Annotated in this window: 20 protein-coding genes; 11 read left to right on the top strand and 9 right to left on the bottom strand. The window is 75.3% G+C overall.

Features of this window, described 5'->3' with window-relative positions:
- Nucleotides 1-77: 77 nt before the first annotated feature.
- Nucleotides 78-518: a hypothetical protein gene (locus ACIP82_RS07185; protein ID WP_400651746.1), complete on the bottom strand. Its 441-nt coding sequence runs from the start codon at nt 516-518 to the stop codon at nt 78-80.
- A gap of 14 nt (nt 519-532) precedes the next feature.
- The gene (locus ACIP82_RS07180; RefSeq protein WP_400651743.1) at nt 533-2302 is read right to left on the bottom strand and encodes a hypothetical protein; all 1770 of its coding nucleotides are present in this window, start codon (nt 2300-2302) and stop codon (nt 533-535) included.
- 176 nt (nt 2303-2478) lie between these two features.
- On the opposite strand from ACIP82_RS07180, the gene ACIP82_RS07175 reads away from it, so the two are divergent.
- From ACIP82_RS07175 to ACIP82_RS07155, 5 genes are all read left to right on the top strand, one after another.
- Entirely contained in the window at nt 2479-2925 is a 447-nt protein-coding gene (locus tag ACIP82_RS07175) for an Rrf2 family transcriptional regulator (protein WP_363606175.1), read from the top strand.
- 105 nt (nt 2926-3030) lie between these two features.
- Nucleotides 3031-4233, top strand: a complete 1203-nt coding sequence (locus tag ACIP82_RS07170) for a globin domain-containing protein (protein WP_400651738.1) — start codon at nt 3031-3033, stop codon at nt 4231-4233.
- 95 nt (nt 4234-4328) lie between these two features.
- Entirely contained in the window at nt 4329-5090 is a 762-nt protein-coding gene (locus ACIP82_RS07165; protein WP_400651736.1) for a (Fe-S)-binding protein, read from the top strand.
- Nucleotides 5087-6535, top strand: coding sequence for a lactate utilization protein B (locus ACIP82_RS07160; RefSeq protein WP_400651733.1), 1449 nt, complete (start codon nt 5087-5089; stop codon nt 6533-6535). Before ACIP82_RS07165 ends, ACIP82_RS07160 begins: the two co-directional genes overlap by 4 nt.
- Nucleotides 6536-6567: 32 nt before the next feature.
- Complete coding sequence (locus ACIP82_RS07155) at nt 6568-7209, top strand: lactate utilization protein C (RefSeq protein ID WP_400651869.1); 642 nt, start codon at nt 6568-6570, stop codon at nt 7207-7209.
- Here ACIP82_RS07155 and ddaH read toward each other — a convergent pair.
- Nucleotides 7196-8023 carry a dimethylargininase gene (gene ddaH / locus ACIP82_RS07150; protein ID WP_363606179.1) on the bottom strand — a complete coding sequence of 276 codons (828 nt, stop codon included), beginning with the start codon at nt 8021-8023 and terminating at the stop codon, nt 7196-7198. The two genes, ACIP82_RS07155 and ddaH, sit on opposite strands and share 14 nt — an antisense overlap.
- Nucleotides 8024-8356: 333 nt before the next feature.
- Here ddaH and ACIP82_RS07145 point away from each other — a divergent pair, with 333 nt between their 5' ends.
- Nucleotides 8357-9139, top strand: a complete 783-nt coding sequence (locus ACIP82_RS07145; protein WP_363606180.1) for an SGNH/GDSL hydrolase family protein — start codon at nt 8357-8359, stop codon at nt 9137-9139.
- A gap of 61 nt (nt 9140-9200) precedes the next feature.
- Here ACIP82_RS07145 and ACIP82_RS07140 read toward each other — a convergent pair whose 3' ends face one another.
- On the bottom strand, nt 9201-10439 hold the full coding sequence (locus ACIP82_RS07140; protein ID WP_400651729.1) for an MFS transporter: 1239 nt from the start codon (nt 10437-10439) through the stop codon (nt 9201-9203).
- A 65-nt stretch (nt 10440-10504) separates the two neighbouring features.
- Between ACIP82_RS07140 and ACIP82_RS07135 the strand changes: the two genes are divergently transcribed.
- On the top strand, nt 10505-10963 hold the full coding sequence (locus ACIP82_RS07135) for a helix-turn-helix domain-containing protein (protein ID WP_363606183.1): 459 nt from the start codon (nt 10505-10507) through the stop codon (nt 10961-10963).
- Between the two features lie 70 nt (nt 10964-11033).
- Here the strand turns inward: ACIP82_RS07135 and ACIP82_RS07130 are convergent, their stop codons facing one another.
- From ACIP82_RS07130 to ACIP82_RS07120, 3 genes are all read right to left on the bottom strand, one after another.
- Nucleotides 11034-11459 (bottom strand): DUF2809 domain-containing protein, encoded by a 426-nt coding sequence (locus tag ACIP82_RS07130; RefSeq protein WP_363606185.1) that lies wholly within the window; start codon nt 11457-11459, stop codon nt 11034-11036.
- Nucleotides 11460-11614: 155 nt separating this feature from the next.
- A complete protein-coding gene (locus ACIP82_RS07125) occupies nt 11615-12199 on the bottom strand; it encodes a rhodanese-like domain-containing protein (RefSeq protein ID WP_400651725.1) in 585 nt (194 codons plus the stop codon).
- A gap of 93 nt (nt 12200-12292) precedes the next feature.
- Complete coding sequence (locus tag ACIP82_RS07120) at nt 12293-13678, bottom strand: rhodanese-like domain-containing protein (RefSeq protein ID WP_400651722.1); 1386 nt, start codon at nt 13676-13678, stop codon at nt 12293-12295.
- Nucleotides 13679-14230: 552 nt separating this feature from the next.
- Here ACIP82_RS07120 and ACIP82_RS07115 point away from each other — a divergent pair.
- The 4 genes from ACIP82_RS07115 (at nt 14231) to ACIP82_RS07100 (ending at nt 17617) form a co-directional block, all read left to right on the top strand.
- Nucleotides 14231-15022, top strand: a complete 792-nt coding sequence (locus ACIP82_RS07115; RefSeq protein WP_363606189.1) for a sulfite exporter TauE/SafE family protein — start codon at nt 14231-14233, stop codon at nt 15020-15022.
- A gap of 58 nt (nt 15023-15080) precedes the next feature.
- Entirely contained in the window at nt 15081-15455 is a 375-nt protein-coding gene (locus tag ACIP82_RS07110; RefSeq protein WP_400651718.1) for a hypothetical protein, read from the top strand.
- Nucleotides 15456-15472: 17 nt separating this feature from the next.
- On the top strand, nt 15473-15904 hold the full coding sequence (locus ACIP82_RS07105; protein WP_363606192.1) for a PPOX class F420-dependent oxidoreductase: 432 nt from the start codon (nt 15473-15475) through the stop codon (nt 15902-15904).
- Between the two features lie 267 nt (nt 15905-16171).
- Nucleotides 16172-17617 carry a DUF2252 domain-containing protein gene (locus ACIP82_RS07100; protein WP_400651868.1) on the top strand — a complete coding sequence of 482 codons (1446 nt, stop codon included), beginning with the start codon at nt 16172-16174 and terminating at the stop codon, nt 17615-17617.
- A gap of 174 nt (nt 17618-17791) precedes the next feature.
- Here the strand turns inward: ACIP82_RS07100 and ACIP82_RS07095 are convergent, their stop codons facing one another.
- Both ACIP82_RS07095 and ACIP82_RS07090 read right to left on the bottom strand, forming a co-directional pair.
- The gene (locus tag ACIP82_RS07095; protein ID WP_400651716.1) at nt 17792-19279 is read right to left on the bottom strand and encodes an MFS transporter; all 1488 of its coding nucleotides are present in this window, start codon (nt 19277-19279) and stop codon (nt 17792-17794) included.
- Nucleotides 19276-19839, bottom strand: coding sequence for a helix-turn-helix domain-containing protein (locus ACIP82_RS07090; RefSeq protein WP_400651714.1), 564 nt, complete (start codon nt 19837-19839; stop codon nt 19276-19278). Before ACIP82_RS07090 ends, ACIP82_RS07095 begins: the two co-directional genes overlap by 4 nt.
- Nucleotides 19840-19911 lie beyond the last annotated feature (72 nt).

Below are 19911 nucleotides of genomic sequence, written 5' to 3'. Positions count from 1 at the left end.
TGGACATTCCGTCCAGAGGCGCCCGCCCCGGCCTCGCGATGGCGGGGCCGGGGCGGGCGCGGGGCGTCCGGGGGTGCTCAGCCCTGGGCGACGAGCGCCGCGAAGGCGCTCTCCAGCCCGGCCACCGCCGCCGCCAGCAGGGCGACCGTCCTGAGCGCGTCCACGACGGCGCCCACCCGGCGCCGGAGCCTGCTCTCCCGGGGCTGTTCCAGGGCCGCCTCCTCCAGGATCTCGGCCAGGGCCGCATCCGCGTCGGCCGCGTCCTCCTCCGGCACCGCGCCCGGCCGCTCGTCCCGCAGCCGGGCGAGCGCGGCCCGCAACGACCGCGCCGCGGTGAGCAGCCCCTCCGGACCGGCCGGGCCGCCCGCGGGAGCGCCGGCCCCGGCGCCGATCCAGACGGTGGCGCCCCGGCCGCCGGCGACGGGCCCGTACACCGTGCTGCCGCCGGTCACCACGACGCCGCTGTTCGCGCCGGCGCCGGGCGCCGACCCGCCCGGCTCTTCCCGACTGTCCGTCACTTCACTTCCCCGTCTCAGCTCTTCGGGACTTCGAGGTGCACCGACGACCCGGCACCGCCGGCCACCGGGCCGTTCACGGTGCTGCCGCTGACCACGACGCCGTTGTTGATGTTGGTGATGCTCTGCGACTGCTTCTCGAAGGCGGCACTGTCGTAGCCGCGCGCCCGCAGCTCCTCCCCCACCGCGCTGAAGACCCGCTGGGTGACGGTGCCCAGGAACCGCTGCACGTCGTGCGACTGGAAGATGTTCTGGTACTCGGCCGCCGAGCCCAGTTCGCGCACGCTCAGCCTCGGCGCGTAGTCGACGGCGTAGCCCGTGGAGGTGACCTGCCTGTAACGTCGCGCCAGGCTCGCGGCACGCCCGCGCGAGGACCACACCTCGCCCAACTGGCCGACCGCGACGGCGATGTCGCCACCCAGCCGGCGCGCGGCCCAGCCGAGCGCGTTGGCGGCGTCGGCGGGCCCGGAGTGCCGTCCGAGCGCGTCGATCACGTGGTACGCCGGGTCCACCGGGGGCAGGACGTACGGCAGCCATTCCAGGTGGAGCAGCCCGCCCCGGGTGGTGGCGCGCACCAGCACGGTGACCACCACCTCCTCCTGCCAGGAGCCGACCCTGATCGCCAGGTAGTGCCGCAGCCGCTCGTGGCCGGAGCGGCTCAGCAGGTCCGCCCAGGCCGGTTCGAGCAGGATCCGGTCGCCGGCGTGGGCGGACATCCGGCCGCGCCAGTGCCGGGGATCGTCGACGCGCAGGCTGGGCCGGAACACCCGGTCGGTGACCGAGAGCCCGCGCAGCGGGTCCTCCGGGTAGCGGGTGTCCTCGGCCAGCGCCCGGACCCGCGCGGCGACCGCCCGGTAGAGGGCCGAGGCGTCGATCGGCTCGGCCGGCCGCCCTTCGGCCACCCGCGCGGCCGAGGGCTGCAGTTCGAACGTCATCCGCCAGATCGGGCCCGGCAGGCCCAGGCCGACCAGCGGCGCCCGGCGGCGGTAGAGCAGTTCCGGCCCGCTCTGCTGTTCGCGCAGCCGCTGGTACAGCCAGGCGGCCCGCTTCCCGTTCGGCTGCGGGGGCGGGCCCGCCGGGCGCATCACCGGTCCGGCGAGCCGGCGCCGGATCGCGAGGCGCAGCCCGGCCGCGATCAGCCAGAGCAGGACCAGTTCGGCGACCGCGTACCCGGCCCTGGCCACCGTGTCCGGGTCCAGCCGTCCGGCCTGGTCCCGGAGGTAGGTGAAGGCCACGGCGAGCGCGGACAGCGCCACGAGGAAGGTGAGCGTGCCGGAGAGGCCGCCCTTGGCGCGCCCGCGACCTGGGCGGCGCGGGGCGCGGGCGACGGTCAGGCGCTCCAGCGAGAGCCCGAGCCGGTGGTCCATCCGGTCCGCGCCGAACCCGCCGGCCGCGCCGAGGACCAGCGCCGCCACCGCGGCCGTGATCCCCGCCTCGGGGCCGAAGAGCGGGAACCCGGCGGCGAGGACGGCGAGGCAGGCCGCGCCGGTCCAGGCCTCCCAGCGCCGGGCGGTGAGCGCCTCGTGCAGCACCCGGACCAGGTCGGCGCCCGGGGAGGGGGCCGGAATCCGGAAGGACTGCTCGACCAGTTCCTCGATCACCTCGGCACGGAAGCCGCGGTCCAGCCAGGCCGCCGCGCAGAGGTAGCGGGTCGCGTCGCCCGGGACGGGGCCGGCCTGGTTGTGCAGGTTCTCCGGCGTCGCCGCGAGCGTCGCCCGGAGGTCGCGGGGCGGGCTGCCGGGTGGTCGCGGCGGGTAGAGCGGCGGTGGCGGCACCCTGTCGTCCATTGCGTCCCCCGAGGAGAAGACATGCCAACAAGACGGAACAGTAAAGCAGTTGGGGCGCGACACGGACAGCTTCCGGTACCGCTTCGGCGGTAACGGTTCGGCACCGCCGGGCGGGGCGCGCCGAGCGGTGTGCAGAAAATTGGAGTCTGAGAGTCGCATTCGCTAGCCTTTCGAACGTGAGGCTGACCAAGAGCACCGACATCGCCCTCCGCATCGCCATGCGGCTGGCCGTCCTCGACGAGGGCGCCAACCCGACCACCCGCGAGGTGGCCGAGGCGGTGGGCGTGCCGTACACCCACGCCGCCAAGGTGGTCAGCCGGCTGCAGCACCTCGGCGTGGTGGAGGCGCGGCGCGGGCGCGGCGGGGGCCTGGTGCTCACCTCCGCCGGGCGGACCGGTTCGCTCGGACCGCTCCTGCGCGAGCTGGAGGGGGTCGGCGACGTGGTCGGCTGCGAGGACGAGCCACCCTGCCCGCTGCGGGCGGCCTGCCGGTTGCGCGGCGCGCTGCGCGGGGCGCAGGAGGCGTTCTTCGCGGCGCTCGACCCGCTCTGCATCGACGACCTGGTCACCGCGCCGACCGGACCGTTGCTGCTCAGCCTCTCCCGCAGACCCGATCACACCTGAGCCCGGACCCGATCCCGCCCGAAGCCCCCTGAACCCGCAGACCCCGGGCCGTGCATCCGCACGCCCCAAAATACGACTCTTAGATACCAATTTGGAGCGAGCCCCATGCTGTCCGCCAAGTCCGCCGAGGTCGTCGAAGCCACCCTGCCCGTCGTGGGCGGTGCGATCGGCGACATCACGCCGCTCTTCTACGACCGGATGTTCGCGGCCCACCCGGAGCTGCTGCGCGACCTGTTCAACCGGGGCAACCAGGCCAACGGCAGCCAGCGGCAGGCGCTGGCCGGCTCGATAGCCGCGTTCGCCTCGGCCCTGATCGCCCACCCCGACCAGCGGCCGGACGCGATGCTCGCCCGGATCGCGCACAAGCACGTCTCGGTGGGCATCACCAACGACCAGTACCGGATCGTCCACGAGCACCTGTTCGCCGCCATCGTCGACGTGCTCGGCGAGGCCGTCACCCCCGAGGTCGCCGCCGCCTGGGACGAGGTCTACTGGCTGATGGCCAACGCGCTGATCGCCGTCGAGGACCGGCTGCGCGCCGAGACCGCCCTCGGCCAGGACGGCCTCTGGCGCCCGTACACGGTGGTCGCCCGCTACCAGGAGACCGACGAGGTGACGACGTACCTGGTCCGCCCGGCGGACGGCGGACCGGTGCCGCCCTCGCGCCCCGGCCAGTACGTGTCGGTGCGGACGGTGCTGGCGGACGGCGCCCGGCAGATCCGCCAGTACAGCCTCTCCGGCAGCCCGGACGGTGCCCTCCAGTTCTCGGTCAAGCGGGCCGCCGCCGGGACCGCGGGCGCGCCGGACGGCGAGGTCTCCCACCACCTGTACGAGCACCTGCACGCCGGCACGACGATCGAGCTCACCCCGCCGCTCGGCGACGTCGCGCCGGCCGACGGCGACGGACCGGTGCTGCTCGCCTCCGCGGGCATCGGCAACACCCCGATGACCGCGATGCTCGCCCACCTCGCCGCGACCGGCTCGACCCGGCGCGTGGTCTCCGTCCACGGCGACCGCGACCAGCTCTCGCACGCCTTCCGCGCCGACCTCGCCCAGCTCACCGCCAAGCTGCCGGACGCCACCGCCCACGTCTTCTACGAGCGGCCGCTCGGCGACTGGCCCGCCGAGCGCACCGGCCTGGTCGACCTCTCGACGGTCGCGGTCCCGGCCGGTACCACCGCCTACCTCTGCGGGCCGCTGCCCTTCCTCCGCTCGGTCCGGGCGCAGCTGCTCACGGCGGGCGTGCCGGCCGCGGACATCCACTACGAGGTGTTCGGCCCGGACCTCTGGCTCGGCCAGGACGCCTGATCCCCCCGGCGTGGAAGCCACCGCCAGGCCGGTCCGCTCGGTACGATCACGGGCGGGCCGGCCAGGCGGCCCCCGCGGACCAGTCGGGAGGACCGATGCGTGTCGCGCTCTTCGCCACCTGCGTCAACGACGCGCTGTACCCGTCCACGGCGATCGCCACCGTCCGGCTGCTGGAACGGCTCGGCGTCGACGTCGACTTCCCGCCGGAGCAGAGCTGTTGCGGGCAGCCGCAGTTCAACACCGGCTACCGGCGGGCCTGCGAGCCGCTGGTGCGGCGGACGGCCCGGGCGTTCGCCGGCTACGACCACGTGGTGACGCCGTCCGGCTCCTGCGTGGCGATGGTCCGCGACAGCTACCCCCGGATCGGCGCCAAGGCGGCCGCCGAGGGGCGCGGTACCGAACTCGCCGACATCGCGACCTCGTTGGCCCCGCGGGTGGTGGAGCTGACCGAGTTCCTGACGGACGTCCTGGGCGTCGAGGACGTCGGCGCGTACTTCCCGCACACGGTGACCTACCACCCGTCCTGCCACGGGCTGCGGATGCTGGGGCTGGGCGAGCGGCCCACCCGGCTGCTACGGGCCGTCAAGGGGCTGGAGCTGGTGGAGCTGCCGGGCGCGGACGAGTGCTGCGGCTTCGGCGGCACCTTCGCGGTGAAGAACGCGGCGGTCTCGGCGGCGATGGCCGAGGACAAGCTGCGGCACGCCCTCGGCACCGGCGCCGACGTCCTCTGCGGAGCCGACAACTCCTGTCTGCTCCATCTCGGCGGGACGCTGCGCCGACGCGGCGACGCGCTGCGCCCGCTGCACCTGGCCGAGATCCTGGCGAGCACCGAGGAGCACCCGTGGAGGCCCGCATGAACAGCGCCCGCAGCACCGCCGGAGGCACCGGTGACAGGACCTTCCTCGGCATGCCCGCCTTCCCGCAGGCCGCCGCCCGCGCCGTCCGGGACGAGCGGTTGCGCGCCAACCTGCGGCACGCCACCCACACCATCCGCGACAAACGGGCCCGCGCCGTCGCCGAACTCGCCGACTGGGCCCAGCTGCGCGCCGCGGGCAAGGCCGTCAAGGACCACACACTGCGCCATCTCGACCGCTACCTGGTCCAGTTGGAGGAGGCGGTGACGGCGGCGGGCGGCACCGTGCACTGGGCCGCCGACGCCGACGAGGCCAACCGGATCGTGACCGGGCTGGTCCGCGCGACCGGCGAGCGCGAGGTGGTCAAGGTCAAGTCGATGGCCACCCAGGAGATCGGGCTGAACGAGGCGCTGGCCGCCGCGGGCATCACCGCGTACGAGACCGATCTCGCCGAGCTGATCGTGCAGTTGGGCGACGACCGGCCCTCGCACATCCTCGTCCCGGCGATCCACCGCAACCGCTCCGAGATCCGGGAGATCTTCGCCGACCGGATGGCCGCCTGGGGCCGGCCCGCGCCCGAGGGCCTCACCGACTCCCCCGCCGAGCTGGCCGAGGCCGCCCGGCTGCACCTGCGGGAGAAGTTCCTCCGCGCCCGGGTGGCGGTCTCCGGGGCCAACTTCATGGTCGCCGAGACGGGCACGCTGGTGGTCGTGGAGTCCGAGGGCAACGGCCGGATGTGCCTCACCCTGCCGGACACGCTGATCTCGGTGGTCGGGATCGAGAAGGTGGTGCCCACCTGGCGGGACCTGGAGGTCTTCCTCCAGCTGCTGCCCCGGTCGTCCACCGCCGAGCGGATGAACCCGTACACCTCGCTGTGGACCGGCACCACGGACGGCGACGGGCCGTCCGACGTCCACCTCGTGCTGCTCGACAACGGCCGGACGGCGGCGCTCGCCGACCAGGTCGGCCGCCAGGCACTGCGCTGCATCCGCTGCTCGGCCTGCCTCAACGTCTGCCCGGTGTACGAGCGGGCCGGCGGCCACGCGTACGGCTCGGTGTACCCGGGGCCGATCGGCGCCATCCTGACGCCCCAACTGCGCGGCACCGCGAGCGAACTGGACGCCTCGCTGCCGTACGCCTCCTCGCTCTGCGGGGCCTGCTACGAGGTCTGCCCGGTGGCGATCGACATCCCCGAGGTGCTGGTGCATCTGCGCGAACGGGTCGCCGAACAGGGCGGGCACCGGCTGGAACGGGCGGCGATGACCGCCGCCGGGTACGTGCTGGACCACCCGGCGGCGCTCGCGGCGGCCGAGCGGCTGGCCTCCCGCACCCGCCGGCTGCACCCGCGCCGGATGCCGGGGCCCGGCCGGGCCTGGACCGACACCCGGGATCTGCCGGAGCTGCCCGCCGAACCCTTCCGCGACTGGTGGCGGAGGAACCGCCCGTGACCGTCGGAGAACCCCTGCCCACCGGAGGACCTTTGAACTCCCGCGAGCTGATCCTCGGCCGGATCCGTGCCGCACTGGGCGAGCCCGCCCCGCCGCCCGAACAGCCGCTGCCCCGCGACTATCTGAGCAGCCACACCCCGGAGGACGACCCGGCGGCGCTGCTCGACCTGCTGCACCACAACCTGGCCGACTACCGTGCCCTGGTCCACCGCTGCACCACCGACCGGCTCCCGGCGCTGATCGCGGAGCTGCTCACCGCGCGCGGCTCCCGGACCGTCGCCGCCCCGCCCGGCCTGCCGCCGTCCTGGCTCTCCGCCACCACCGCACGGCCGCTGCCGGACGACGGCACCCTCACCGCCGCCCGCCTCGACACCGTGGACAGCGTGGTCACCGGCTGCGCCCTGGCGATCGCCGAGACCGGCACGCTGGTCCTGGACGCCGGCCCCGCCCAGGGCCGACGGCTGCTCACCCTCGTCCCCGACCACCACATCTGCGTCGTCCTGGCGCCCGGGCAGGTCGTCCCGTCCGTCCCCCGGGCGCTCCCGCGCCTCGACCCGGCCCGGCCGCAGACCTGGATCTCCGGCCCGTCCGCCACCAGCGACATCGAACTCGACCGGGTGGAGGGCGTGCACGGCCCGCGCACCCTGGAGGTCGTGCTGGTCACTCCGGCCTGAGCTCCAGGGTGCAGCACTTGGCACCGCCACCGCCCTTGAGCAGTTCGGAGAGGTCCACCGGGACGGGCTCGTAGCCGTGCCCGGCCAGCCGGGCGGCCAGACTCCCGGCGGCCTCCGGCAGCAGCACCCGGCGGCCGTCCGAGACGGCGTTGAGACCGAACACCTCGGCGTCCGCGCGGTCGGCGAGGATCGCGTCCGGGAAGAGCGCGCGCAGCGCGGCCCGACTGTCGGGGGCGAAGGCCCCGGGGTAGTACATGATGTGGTCGTCGTCGAGCACGGCGAGCGCGGTGTCCAGGTGGTAGAAGCGCGGATCCACCAGGGTCAGGCTGAGCACCGGGACGCCGAACATCGCGCCGGCCTCGGCGTGCGCGGCACGGTCGGTGCGAAAACCCGTCCCGGCCAGCACCAGGCGGCCGGCCACCAGGTGGTCGCCCTCGCCCTCGTTGACGTACCCGGCACGGCGCACCTCCCGGTAGCCGCGGGCCCGGAACCAGGCGTGGTAGGCGTCCGACTCGCCGGCCCGCTCGGGGTGCCGGAAGGTGGCGACCAGCGCCCGGCCGCCCAGCACGGTGGCGCCGTTGGCGGCGTAGACCATGTCGGGCAGGCCGGGCAGCGGGTCGATCAGCTCGACGGTGTGGCCGAGTTCGCGGTACAGCGCGTACAGCCGCTCCCACTGGCGCACGGCCAGCGCGGTGTCGGTCGGCCGCGCCGGGTCCATCCACGGGTTGATCGCGTAGCCGACGGTGAAGTACGTCGGGCGGCACATCAGATAGCGCCGCGGCCGGGCGGTGCGGTCGGGGGTTCGGTTCGGCATACGGCAGCCTCCGCCGTCCGGAGTGCGGGAGGACGTTCGTACGGAAGTACGGTCCAGAGGGCGGGCTGCCCAGGCCGGGCCGTTCGCACGCACACGCGGACACCCCCGGTGGGCGCAAGCCCCCAGCGCACCGGCGCGGCCCCCGGCGCACGGGGTGCGGGGGCGCGCTGGGTGGACCGCCGCGGGAGACCCGCTACCAGCGCACCGCCGCCTACCAGCGCACCGCCGCGAAGCCGACCGGACCGCCCTCCGCGCCCACGTGGCCGATCTCACGTACCGCGACGGGCCACCTACGGTGGCGTAGGTCACTTGAGACGGTGAACTATCTCCTTCATGCCGAACCTCCAGGAGACCCTTGACCTCAGTTCGTACGCCGCCCTCGGCGACAGCTTCACCGAGGGGCTGAACGACCCCGGCGCCGACGGCGCCTTCGCCGGCTGGGCCGACCGGCTCGCCGGCCTGCTCGCCGAAGGGCGGCCGCCGGGCGGGTTCCGCTACGCCAACCTCGCGGTGCGCGGCCGGCTGCTGGACCAGATCACGGCCGAGCAGGTGCCGCAGGTCCGCCGGATCCAGCCCGACCTGGTCACCTTCTGCGCGGGCGGCAACGACATCCTGCGCCCGGGCAGCGACCCCGACGAGGTGGCCGAGCGCTTCGAGGCGGCCGTGGTCCAACTCGCCGCCTCCGCCGGTACGGTGCTGATCTGCACCGGCTTCGACACCCGGGGCGTGCCGCTGCTGAAGCACCTGCGCGGCAAGATCGCCACCTACAACGGCCACATGCGGGCCGTCGCCGACCGCAACGGCTGCGAGGTCGCCGACCTCTGGTCGCTGCGCGCCGTGCAGGACCGCCGGGCCTGGAGCGAGGACCGGCTGCACCTGTCCGGCGAGGGGCACCAGCGGGTCGCCCTGCTGGCCGCCCGCTCGCTGGGGCTGCGTACCGAGCAGGACCCGGAGGCGCCCTGGCCGACGGTGCCCGCGCAGTCCCCCGCCGAACAGCGCCGGGAGAACATCCAGTGGGCCCGCGAGTACCTGCTGCCGTGGGTCGGCCGACGGCTGCGCGGCGAGTCCTCCGGCGACCACGTCGAGGCGAAGCGACCGGAACTGCTCCCCCTCTGACGGACCGTCGGGCCGCGGACCACCCTTGCGGCACCCGGCCGGCCGCCCGTTCGGGCGCCCTTCAGCACCCCGGCGCGGCGGCCCCTCCGCTCGAATCGGCAGATCGGGCACGGGGCCGCAGCGTCCAGGACCAGGCGGCGAGCGCGAGCAGGCTGAACGCCGCGCCGAGCAGGCAGACACCCGGCCAGCCGGCCGCCGCGTACACCGCCGTGGAGGCGATGGCACCGACCGCGCTGCCGACCGAGTAGAACACCATGTAGCCGCCGATCAGCCGGCCTCCGGCGGCCGGGTCCAGGGCGAGCACCATGGTCTGGTTGGTGACGTGGACGGCCTGCACCGCGAGGTCCAGCAGGATCGCGCCGAGCGCCAGCGCCCAGAGCGACTGCCGGGTGAGCGCCAGCGGCAGCCAGGAGAGCGCCAGCAGGCCGAGACCGAGACCGACCGTCCACTGGCCGCGCCCCCGGTCGTACAGCCGTCCGGCCGGGGCCGCGGCCAGCGCGCCCGCCGCGCCGACCAGGCCGAACGCGCCGATCGCGGCGGGCGACATCGACAGCGGCTCCTCGCTCAGCGGCAGCGCGACGCAGCTCCACAGCGTGCTGAAGGACGCGAACACCAGCATGGTGATCAACCCCCGCCGCCGGAAGACGGGTTCGCGCAGCGGCAGCCGGACGAGCGCGCGGAGCGCCGGCCGGTAACCGGCCGCGTCCGGCCGCGGGAGGGTGCGCGGCAGGGCACGGCGCAGCGCCCCGGCGACGAGCAGCGAGAGCACGGCCGAGAACGCGTACACCGACCGCCACCCCGCGAGGCCGGCCAGCAGACCGGCGACCGTCCGGGCCAGCAGGATGCCGACGACCACACCGCTGGTCACCAGGCCCACCACCCGCCCGCGTTCGCCGTCCGGGGCGAGCACCGAGGCGAACGCCACCAGGGACTGCGTCAGCACCGCGAGCAGCCCGACGCCCGCGAGGCCGGCCAGCAGGACGGGCGCGCTGCCGGCCGTGGCCACCACGGTCAGCGCGAGCGCCAGCAGCACGGCCTGCGCGGTGACCAGGCGGCGGCGTTCCAGCAGGTCGCCGAGCGGTACCAGCAGGATCAGGCCCAGGCCGTAGCCGACCTGGGTCAGGGTCACCACGGCGCCCACCGCGGCCCGGCCGATGGCGAGTTCGTCGGCGATGGCGACCAGCAGGGGCTGGGCGAAGTACACGTTGGCCACCGCGACCCCGCAGGCGAGGGCGAACAGCAGGGTGAGGTGCCGGGGCAGCGCCCGCGGCGGACTCTGGTTGCAAGTTGCTACCTTCATGGCCGCACGGTAGCCCGCTGCGGTAGCATGTTGCAACCAGGAAGGGCGAGCGCCGGGAGGCAGCCATGGTGAAACGGACCCGCTTCGACGACAGTTCGTGCCCGGTCGCCCGCTCGGTCGACGCGATCGGCGACTGGTGGTCCCTGCTGATCGTGCGCGACGCCTTCGACGGCAGCCGGCGGTTCGGCGAGTTCCAGCGCAGCCTCGGCGTGGCCAAGAACATCCTCAGCGCCCGGCTGCGGGCCCTGGTCGACGGCGGTGTGCTCGCCGTCGTCCCCGCCTCCGACGGCAGCGCCTACCGCGAGTACGTCCTCACCCCCAAGGGCGAGGACCTCTTCCCCGTCGTCGTCGCCCTCCGGCAGTGGGGCGAGCGCCACTTCTTCGACCCCGACGAGCCCCACTCCGAACTCCTCGACCGCCGGGACGACCGCCCGCTGGGCCCGCTCGCGGTGCACGCCGCCGACGGCCGCCCGCTCGCCCCGGCGGACACCCTGGTGCGGAAGGTGCCGCCGGGGGACGGATGAGCGGCCGCCCACGCGGGCGACCGGCCGGGCGGGTCGAGGGGGTCGAGTGGCAGGCCGGTGTGCGCGGGCTTCAGCGCGTTCGCGCCGGCCGGCGGTTCGCCGACGGCGCGCGCACCGCGCCGAGGCCGGTGTGCGCCGCGCCGGCGAGCACGGCGCCGACCAGGTACCAGGCCAGGTCCGGCGGGTTGAACGTGGAGCCGAGCACCAGCCGGGCGAGCGCACTGCGGTGGCCCAGATCGTCCGGCACACCGGTGAGTTGGAAGAACTCGACCGCCCAGCTCAGACCGGCCGCCCACGCGCCCGCGCGCACCGGCCGCAGCCGCGGCGCGGCGAGCACCACCAGGGCGTACACCAGCACCGTGTACAGCGCGTCCCCGGCGTACTTGGCGACCTCGCCGCCCGCCACCGCCCGCACCCCGAGCCCGGCCGCCACCGTCAGCACCGCGGCCGCGCCGGCGGCCGCCCGCACGCCCCGGCTCCCCCGAAGACCGTCCATCCGGCCCACCTTACAGCGCGGCCCTGTCCCGCTCGGGGCACTGCGCCGGCCGCGGGAACAGCGGGCAGGGGGCTCCTCGGCGCTGTACACCCCGGGGGCGGGGGACGCCACCACCGGCAGCGGCCGAACAGGGCGCTGCCGGTGGTGACACAAGGTCACGGGCGCTCGCGCAGACCGGCGATGACGGTACGGGCGTCCACCCGCGGCCCGCGGTTGTACGGGAGCCTGGAGAGCATCGTGCCCATGGCGCAGCTGTTGGTGAGCGCGGCGAAGACCAGGCCCGCGCCGACGGCGGTACCGACCAGGTGCAGGCCGGGCACCGCCAGACCCACCAGGCCGGAGGCCGCGACGATGGTTCCGGCGACGAGCCGGACCTGGCGCTCCAGTTCCCAGCGGGCCGGGCCGCGGTTGACCGGGCCGCCGGTCGCCTCCCAGGCGGTCATTCCGCCGTCGAGCACGCGCAGGTTCGCGAGGCCGGCTTCGGCGAGGGCCTGCCCGGCCTGCGTGGCGCGGGCGCCCGAGCGGCAGATCAGGACGACGTCCTCGTCGAGGTGGTGCAGGAGTTCGGCGCGGTGCTCGCGCAGCGTGTCGAGGGGGACGTTGCAGGCGCCGGGGATGTGGACGGTGCGGAACTCGCCGGGGGTGCGGACGTCCAGCAGCCGTGGGCCGCCGCCGTCCTTGGTGAGTTCGCGCAGTGCGGCCGCGGTGAGTGCGGCGGGGGTGCGGGTGGTGGTGGTCATGGGAGAGGTCCTCCGTGGTGTCGGGCTGGGGTGTCGGTCCGGCCGCGTCGGATGCGGGCCGGGGGGATGCGGGCCTGGGATGCCGGGTCGCGGTCAGGCCACCGCCGGGGCGGTCAGCACCTCCCAGGCGCCGTAGCCGCCCAGGATGTCGGAGACGTCGGTGAAGCCGTGGTGGCGCAGCAGGCTGGCGGCGATGGAGGAGCGGTGCCCGCCCGCGCAGTGCAGGACCAGCGGGCGGTCGGTGGGGAGCTCGTCCAGGCGGGCGGGCAGCTCGTTGAGCGCGATGTGCAGGGAGCCGTCGATGAAGCCGGCCGCGCGCTCGCCGCAGGTGCGCACGTCCAGGACGACCGGGGGCCGCTCACTGGCGAGCGCGGTGCGCAACTGGTCGGCGGTCAGGCGGCCGGCCGGGGCGACGTCGTCGGCCAGGGCGGCCAGGGCGGTCTCGGGGTCGCGCAGGTAGCCGGCGACCCGGTCGAAGCCGATCCGGGCGAGACGGGTGACGACCTCCGCCTCGCGGTCCTGCGGCGCGACGACCACGATCCGGTCCTCGGGCGACAGGACGGCGCCGGCCTGCTCGGCGAAGCGCCCGTCGGCGGGGACGTTGATCGCCTCGCGCAGGTGGCCGGCGCCGAACTCCTGCGGGTCGCGGGCGTCGACGACGACGGCGCCGTCCTCGCGCAGGGCGAGGAACTCCTCGACGGGCAGCGGCCGGACGGCCGCCGACGGGTCGAACAGCGGGTGGTCCTGGCGGTTGAGGGCGGCGTCGTAGCCGAAGTAGCCCGGCGCGGCGGACTGGCCGGCGGTGACGATGGCGACGAACTCGTCCTCGCCCATCGGCGCGCAGGCGTAGTTGGTGGCGCGCTGGGCGCCGATGCTGGACTGGCGCTCGGTGGAGAGGTTCTTGCCGCAGGACGAGCCGGCGCCGTGCGCGGGGAAGACCCGCACCTCGTCCGGCAGCGCCATGAGCTTGCGCTGGACACTGTCGTACAGCATCCGGCCGAGCTCCTCGGCGGTCACGCCCACGGAGGCGAGCAGGTCGGGGCGGCCGACGTCGCCGATGAACAGGGCGTCACCGGTGAGCACGCCGTAGGGGATCTCGTCGCCGGCGTGCTCGCGGACCAGGATGCTGATCGACTCGGGGGTGTGGCCCGGGGTCTCCATGACCTCCAGCGTCACCTCGCCCAGGCTGATCCGCTCGCCGTCGGCGAGCCTGCGGATCGGGTACTCGGTCTCGGCCCGCCGCCCGTAGCCGATCCAGGCACCGGTGCGGGCGGCCAGCTCCAGGTGGCCGGCCAGGAAGTCCGCGTGGAAGTGGGTGTTGACGACCGCCTCGATGGTGAAGCCGTGCGCCTCGGCGTCGGCGACGTACTCCGAGACGTCGCGGCGCGGGTCGACGACGACGGCCTTGCCGGTGGACTCGTCGGCGATCAGGTAGGACGCCTGGGAGAGGCAGTCGAGGTAGTACTGGGCGAAGAACACGGGAACCTCCAGAACAAGGGCTTCATACCCGGTCGGATATGTGGACGGTCGGTCGTGGCCGGCGGACGGGCCGACGGGCGCGGGCCCGGGCGGAGTGCGCCGGGCCGGGTGCGGCGTCGGGTCAGGTGCGGCGCGGACGGGGGCCGGCGGCGAATCCGCCGCCGGGCCGCGCCGCGGCGAAGGCCTCCAGGCCTGGTTCACGGGCCATGTCGCACCTCCGAATACCCCAGCAGGTATCTTCCCCTCGAACGTAAGGCAGCGGCCACCCGCTCGTCAAATACCCCCTAGGGCATATCCGAGGCCCTGCGCGGATGCGGCCGGGACTGCGGACGGGCCCGGAGCGGAGGCCGGGGAGGATCATACGGGTGGGGGTATACCCTGTGAAGAGCGAATACCCCCGCCGGTATCAACGCCGAGATGCCGCTCACGGCATCCACCCCCCCATCACACGATCCGGAGGACACCCATGCCGCGTTCCCCCGTACTCCCCTCCCTCCCGTCGGCAGCCACCGCGGACACCCACGGCAGGACCGTCTCAAGGGGGCCGGTCATATGACCACGCTCGTGCTCGCCCTCGTCGCCGGCGCCGTCGTCGGCCTGGCCCTCGGCGGACTGGGCGGCGGCGGCAGCATGCTCGCCGTCCCCGCGCTGATCTACCTGCTCGGCTTCACCCCCGCCCACGCCACCACCGCCAGCCTGGTGATCGTCGCGGTCACCTCGCTGACCGGCCTGCTCGCCCACGCCCGCGCCGGCCGGGTGCGCTGGCGCACCGGCGCCCTGTTCGCCGCCGCCGGGCTTCCCGCCGCTGCGGCGGGTGGCGCGCTCTCCGCGAACCTGCCCGCCGCCCTGCTCACCGCCGCCTTCGCCGCCCTGGCCGCGCTCGCGGCCTGGCGCATGCTCGCGGACGCCCGCAAGCCCGCCGAACCGGAACCGGCCGACGCCGGGCCGACACCGACCGTCGGCGCCGCGCGTCCCACCGGCGCCGTACGTCCCGCCGCGACCGGCGCGGGCCTGGGCGCGGTCACCGGGCTGCTGGGCGTCGGCGGAGGCTTCCTCGCCGTACCCGCCCTGGTCTCCGCGCTGGCGTTCACCATGGCGGAGGCCATCGGCACCAGCCTGCTGGTGATCAGTGCCAACGCCACCGCGGCACTGCTGCCCCGGCTCGGCTCGGCCGGCAGCGTCGACTGGGCGGTCATCGGGCCGTTCACCGCCACCGCCGTGCTCGGCGCCTGGGACGGCAAGCGGCTGGCCGACCGTCTCAGCGGCCGCACCCTCCAGAAGGCGTTCGCCGTCGCGCTTCTGGCCGTCGCCGCCCTGATGGTCGCCGACGCCCTGTGGCGCTGACGCCGGCCGTACCCGCGGCGCACCACTGTCGCCCCCCGAAACCTCCCGCAGGAGAGCCATGACCGCCACCGCGGCCCCCGCCCCCCACACCGGCACCGTCCGGCTCGGGCTCCGCGCCAACCTCCCGCAGTTCACCCTGCTCGTCGCGGTCAACGCACTCGTCGGCGGCATGCCCGGCCAGGAGCGCACCGTCCTGCCGCTGCTCGCGAGGGACGTCTTCCACCTGTCCGCCTGCACCGCGGCCCTCACCTGCATCGCCGCGTTCGGCGCGACGAAGGCCGTCACCAACCTGACGGCCGGCGCCTGGGCCGACCGGTTCGGCCGCAGACCCGTGCTCATCACGGGCTGGCCCGGGGCGAGCCGGCGGCGTGCGGTCGTCCGACGGGCCCTGGGCCGACACACCGGCTTCCCCTTGACCTTCACACCGGTGTGAGCCCCGATGATGCTGCCATGACCGCCACACCGTTCAACCCGCACACGCTGCTCGAAGAGAGCCGGCTCGGCGTCCTGGCCACGATCAGGGCGGACGGACGGCCGCAGCTCTCCCCCGTCCTGCCCTTCTACGACCGGGCGGCGAACGTCATCCACGTCTCCACGACCGAGGGGAGGGCCAAGACGGCCAACCTGCGCCGGGACCCACGGGCCGCGCTGGAGGTGACCAGCCCCGACGGCAGGTCCTGGGCCACCGCCGAGGGCGTCGCGAGGCTCACCGGGCCGGGGACCGAGCCCGACGGACCGGAGGTCGAGGCGCTGGTGGACTACTACCGGGCCGCCGCCGGGGAGCACCCCGACTGGGACGAGTACCGGTCGGTGATGGTGTCCGACCGCCGGGTGCTGATCACCATCCCGGTCGACCACGTGTACGGCGCCAGAATCGGCTGACCCGACGGACGCCGCCCCCGCGCGGACACCACCGCGGGGGCAGCGGCCCGCCCCTCCCCGAACCGGCGGAACCCGGACCGGCAGGGCCCGTAGCGCCGAGTCCCGTACCGCCCGTCGGGCCGGAACCGTCACCGGGCACCCGGACGTCCCTCTCCGCGCGGGCCGTTCAAGATGGCCCGGTAGCCTGCTGCGCGGCCCGCGAGGGGCCGGGTCCGTGCAGGTCGCGGGCGGGAGAACGGAAAGGCGGGGCGGGGCGCAGTGACGCAGCTGACCGAAGTGGTGAACGGGTCCGGAACACGGGCCGACGTGGTGGGGACGGGGCGGGCGGCGGGGCGGCGGTTCACCGTGGACGGGTTCGCGCCGCAGCAGGACGGTCTGGCGCGTGAGCGCGGCAAGGCCCTGCGCAAGCGCACCCCGCGCGAGTGGCACGCCGGGTTCACGCCCTCCCCCGACCGCCCGACCGCGGTCGAGGCGATCGAGGCGTCCAACGCCGGCCGGCTCGACGACCTGGTGCCGATCCGGCTCGGCCGGATGGCGGCCACGCCGTTCGCGTTCCTGCGCGGCGCGGCCGGCCTGATGGCCGCCGACCTGGTCGGCACGCCGACCACCGGGACGGCCGCCCAGCTCTGCGGTGACGCGCACGCCGCCAACTTCGGCCTCTACGGCGATGCCCGCGGCCAACTGGTCATGGACATCAACGACTTCGACGAGACCGCGCCCGGCCCCTGGGAGTGGGACCTCAAGCGGCTCGCCGCCAGCCTGGTGCTGGCCGGCCGGGAGATCGGCGCCGATGCGGCGACCGCGCGCCAGGCCGCGTTCGACACGGCCGGCTCGTACCGGCGCACCATGCGCGCGCTCGCCAAGCTGCCCGCCCTGGACGCCTGGAACGCCGTCGCCGACGACGAGCTGGTCTCCTTCGCCCAGGCGCACGGCCTGGCCGAGGTGCTGCAGAGGGTCGGCGCGAAGGCGCTCGGCAACACCAGCGCGAGGTTCGCCGCCAAGTCCACCGTCCGCGACACGGAGGGTGGCCGGCGTTTCACCGCCGCTCCCCCGGTGCTCAGCGAGGTCACCGACGCGACGGCCGCCGCGGTGGCCGTCGCCCTCGGCCCGTACGTGCGGACGGTGCCCGCCGAACTGCACCCGCTGCTCTCCCGCTACCGCGTGCAGGACGTGGCGTTCCGGGTGGTGGGCACCGGCAGCGTCGGCACCCGCTCGTACGTCGTGCTGCTGACCGACCACCGCGATCAGCCGCTGGTGCTCCAGGTGAAGGAGGCCCGCCCGTCGGCGCTGCTGCCGCACCTGGCCCGCGCGGGCTACCCGGTGACGGCGCCGGACAGCCACGAGGGCCGGCGGGTGGTGCTCGGCCAGAAGCGCATGCAGGTGGTCAGTGACACCCTGCTCGGCTGGACCACCGCCGACGGACTGCCCTACCAGGTACGGCAGTTCCGCAACCGCAAGGGCAGCGTGGACCCGGCGGCGCTGCTGCCCGACCAGCTGGACGACTACGCCCGGATCACCGGTGCGCTGCTGGCCCGGGCCCACGCGCACACCGCGAACCCCGGCCTGATCGGCGGCTACTGCGGCAAGAACGAGACGCTGGACAACGCGGTGGCCACGTTCGCGGTGGCCTACGCGGACCGCACGGAGGCGGACCACGCCGACCTGGTGGCGGCGATCCGGGCCGGCCGCCTCCCGGCCGAGCACGGCGTCTGACGATCCGTCACATCCGTTCACCGCGGGCCCGGCCGGCGGGGTCGAGGAACGGCGCGACCGCCGCGACGAACTCCGCCGGCCGGGTGCGGTGCACCAGGTGCCCGGCCTCGACGGTGACCGGAATCCGCCGGTGGCGGCGCGGCCGGCTGTTCGCCGGCCGCGCGAACCCCCGTGTCAGCGCTCCGCCCGGACCGGCGAGGGGCCGGGCGCGGCCGCCGGCGCCGCGGCCTCGCCCGTGCGCCCCGCGCGGCTCGCGCACACCGAGGCCAGCACGGCCAGCCCCGCCACGGCCGCGCAGACCGCGCTCGCGTACAGATAGGCCGACCGGTGGCCGCCCCCGCCCGCGGTGGCGCGCAGATAGACCCCGGAGAGCGCGGAGACGCAGACCGCCGCCGCGATCCGCTGCGTCATCTGCAGGATCGCCCCGCTCACCCCGGCCGCCTCGGCGGGCGCGTGGCGCAGCACATACGCCTGGTTGGTCGCGCCCATCAGGCCGACGGCCGTGCCGCCGAACAGTTGCAGCACCGCGAGCAGCCAGGGCAGCAGCGCGGCGGGCGCCCAGTGCGCGACCAGCCCGCTCCCGAGCATCACCAGGGCGGAGCCGGTCATCCCCACGGTGACGGTCCGTCGGCCGAAGCGCCGGACGACCCGCCAGGCGAGCGCGGAGGCGAAGCCCATCGCCACCGCCGAGGGCAGCGAGACCAGGGCCGCGCCCATCGGCGAGAGGCCGAGGCCGTCCTGCAGGAACATGGTCAGCACCAGCCCGGCGGCGATGGAGGAGCCGAACTGGGCCATCGCCACCGCCGTGCCGAGCGCGTACGGCGCCGAGCGGAGCAGCGCCGGGTGGATCAGCGGGTGGCCGCCGGCCCGGGCGTAGCGGCGCTGCCACCGGGCCAGCGCGCCGAGCAGCAGGCAGGCGCCGGCGGCGAAGGCGAGCCAGCCGGCCCAGCCGGGCGGCTGGACGAAGGGCAGCATCAGCGTCAGGGTCAGCGCGGCGACCAGCAGCAGGCCGACCAGGTCGAGGTCGGCGTTCCGGCTGCTGGGGCGCGGGCGGGGCAGGTAGCGGGCCGCCAGGGCGACGGTGGCCAGCCCGAACGGTACGTTGAGCAGGAAGGTCAGCCGCCAGCCGAACCCGGGGCCGACCGCCGCCAGCACCGCGCCGCCGATGGGCGGGCCGAGCGCGAAGGCCAGGCCGCCGGTGACGGCGTACATGCCGAGCGCGCGGGCCCGCAACTGGCCGCTGAACACGTCCTGGAGGGTGCCGATCATCTGGGAGTTGACCAGCCCGGCCCCGGCGCCCTGGAGCAGCCGGGCGGCCACCAGGACCGTGGGGTCGGTGGCGGTCGCGGAGAGCAGGCTGACGGCGCTGAACAGGGCGAGGCCGGCGACGAAGAACCACTTGCGGCCCTTGACGTCGCCGAGCCGGCCGCCGGGCACCAGGGCGAGGCCGAAGGCCAGGGAGTACCCGGCGACGATCCACTGCAGGTGGGCGGGCTGGGCGTGCAGGCTCTCGCGCAGGGCGGGAATCGAGGTGTTGAGGACGGACTGGTCGAGCAGGGTGGTGAAGCCGCCCGCGACGCAGACCAGCAGGACGCGGCGGCCGGCGGCGTCGAAGCGCTCGGCGGATATCGGTCCGGTGGCGGCCGGCCCGGCGGGGCTCACGGTTCGACCACCACCAGCGCGTACCGGACGCCCTCGGGCCCGGGGTTGTGGAAGCGGGTGGCGCCACCGACGAAGCGCAGGCAGTCCCCGGCCGCGAGCAGCTGCGGCTCGCCGTCCACCGTGAGCTCCAACCGGCCCTCCAGCACCCAGAGATGGTGCTCCAGCCCGGGGACGGACGGCCGGTCGTAGCCGAGGTCGGCGCCCGCGGGCAGCCTGCCCTCGATCATCTCGGCGCGCAGCGAGCCGTGCGGCGGGGAGACCGAGCGGCGGACGAAGCCGGTCTCCTCGTCCCGCCAGATCCGCTGGTCCCCGGCCCGGACCAGCCGGGCCGGGGCCGACTCGACCTCGGCCAGCAGCCGGGACATGGTGCGCCCGTAGACGGCGCAGAGCCGCCCCAGCAGAGCGGCCGTCGGGCTCACCTCGGCCCGCTCGACCCGGGAGAGCGTGGACCGGCTGACATCCGCCCGCCGGGCCAACTCCTCCAGGGTCCAGCCACGTTGGACCCGAAGCTCGGCGAGACGGGCGGCCAGCCGTTCATCGGCGGCGGTGTCGATTCCCATATTCGCGATGTTATCCCGAATCCGGGATCACCAGGGGCGCGGCGACCGGCCCGTCCGCCGCGGGCCCGCCCG

Source organism: Kitasatospora sp. NPDC088548, assembly GCF_044753005.1.
Lineage (GTDB): Bacteria > Actinomycetota > Actinomycetes > Streptomycetales > Streptomycetaceae > Kitasatospora.
This window is presented reverse-complemented; position numbering and strand designations above follow the sequence as displayed.